Annotated in this window: 1 protein-coding gene; it reads left to right on the forward strand. The window is 36.6% G+C overall.

Annotated features, from left to right (window positions below; genetic code table 11):
* Positions 1–211: 211 nt before the first annotated feature.
* A complete protein-coding gene (locus WA010_RS06180) occupies positions 212–2,194 on the forward strand; it encodes a diguanylate cyclase (RefSeq protein ID WP_422556270.1) in 1,983 nt (660 codons plus the stop codon).
* Positions 2,195–2,362 lie beyond the last annotated feature (168 nt).

Below are 2,362 nucleotides of genomic sequence, written 5' to 3' on the forward strand. Positions count from 1 at the left end.
GTTCTGTTCCTTTGAAATAATGCATAAATTTTTATTGCAACCTTATTGTGAATTATTGTGATATTATAACTTCGAAAAGGGTAAAAAAGTATATTTTACAAACTAAATGATGAAAAAATATTTATCCTCTAAGATCATATGATAGGTTGATGTAAAAGGGTAAGATGTTTGAAAGGAATAAAGAGATATCCTTAAAAGAGAAGAATAAAGTATGGGTTTTGTACTTTATGTCAATTTTAGAATGCCAAATTTCTTTGATTTTAGTCATGGTAATTGTTACTTTAAGGGTTTATTTGACGTTGCTAATATCGCAGTTCATAAGCGGAATGAATGTATTCGCCGTCAACAGATTAACAAATATTTTGAAAGTCAGCGTTCATCCATGAAAAATATAAAATATAAAATAATACTCATTTTGAGTTTAGTGATAGTCATCGTATCCGCTATCATAACTTTCTATAATCTTTATCATGAAAAACAAGAAGATCAAAGACGGATTCATGAAGCGTATGCTCATGTGCATCGTACCTATCATGAAACCATTCAGGATACGATACGTTTTTACTCTTCCAGAGCTGAGGCAAATCTCCGTTCTCCCGGAATTATTGAAGCATTTAAAGCCAAAGATCATGATAAACTTTACGAATTTATCCGTCCTAGATGGGAAGTAATGCAGCGAGAGAACCGATGGCTTGTTGTCATGCAGTTTCATAATGCGGATGGAACATCGTTGCTAAGAGTGCATCAGCCTGAGGTGTATGGTGATCAAATTGCCGATCAGCGTTCTATGGTGGCTTATGCGCATAAAAGTGCTCAAAAGATTTCAGGATTTGAAGAGGGACGGCAAGGATTAGCGTTTCGTATTCTTGTCCCTATTTTTGATAAAGGTTTCTATATCGGATCGGTTGAATTTGGTATTTCTGCTCCTTATTTTACCGATAAAATTCGTCGTTTTGCCGGATTTGAGTCTTTTTTCTTTGTTAATCAAAATGCTTTAGGGATGTTTGGGCGTGTTGATCAATCGATAGCGATTGGAAATCATATCGGCGTTGATATACCGATAAAATTTCGTTCTCTGATTCAGCAGTATATCACGGGACATAATAAACTTGAAAATGCCGTTTTGACGTATGCTGCACAAACCTATCAGGTAAATGTATTGGAAGTAAATAATTATCGTAATAAACCAATTGGTGCAATTATGTTTATTCGATCTGCGAGTGATTTCAAAGCACATGTACGTCACATGATTATTTCATCAATATTGATTGCCGGTGTTCTAATCCTTCTTATAGCATTGATTGTTGATCGTATTTATACGTATGTAACTCAAAAAATGAGTTTTCAAGAACGCTATGCCCAGATGATTCTGGATTCAGTTCCATCACCGGTCATCGTGACAAATGGAGAACATTTGATTGCGGCGAATGACTCATTTTTAGAATATTTACACTATAAAACTATTGAAGCATTTAAAAAAGAACATGCTTGTGTATGTGAATATTTTGAAGAAGGTGATACGGATGAGTATCTGATGCCAATGCGCAATGATCAACGATGGACGGAGTATATACGGGATAATCCCCTAAAAATGCACAAAGCTAAAATAACCATTAATGACATTACTACAATTTTTGAAGTGCGCATATCGGTATTAAAAGTTAATAATGAAATTCGCTATGTTGTTATTTTCAACGATATTTCGACTATGCAAGTACAAACTATGACCGATGCGTTGACGGGAATACCGAATAGGCTCCATTTTACAAGAGTGTATCAACATGCAATAAATGCTGCACATCGAGGAGAAAAACCACTTAGTGTTATCTTTTTTGATGTCGATTATTTTAAAAATGTCAATGATCAGTACGGACATTTGATCGGAGATAGGGTTTTGCAACAGATTGTTGCACTGGTATCACATCGAATCCGTAAAAGTGATATTGTCGCTCGTTGGGGTGGGGAAGAATTTGTCCTCTTGTTGCCTGATTGCGAGCTTGACGAAGCAACAAAGGTAGCCAAACTTTTACGAAAAGTGATCGATGAGGAAATTTTTGAGAGTGTTGGAAATGTCACCTGCTCTTTTGGTGTTGCCGCTCTCGAAGAGGAAGAAGACGCAGAGCATCTGTTGAATCGTGCGGATGAACTCCTTTATGAGGCAAAATCAAACGGACGGAATAGAGTTGTGTCATAACTATGGTAGAATGTCACCAATTATCTGCGCCTACGGTTGGCGCACATGAGTAACTTGCGTAAACTGCACTTTTCACCTATTTTTCCCCTTGCCTAAAACCGTCCACAGTTGCGACTTTGGTTGGGCCTAACCACCAAAGGATCCCCTTTATGACTTTTAATGATCTAA

The sequence above is a fragment of the Sulfuricurvum sp. genome, from assembly GCF_049305995.1.
In the GTDB taxonomy this organism is placed as follows: Bacteria; Campylobacterota; Campylobacteria; order Campylobacterales; family Sulfurimonadaceae; genus Sulfuricurvum.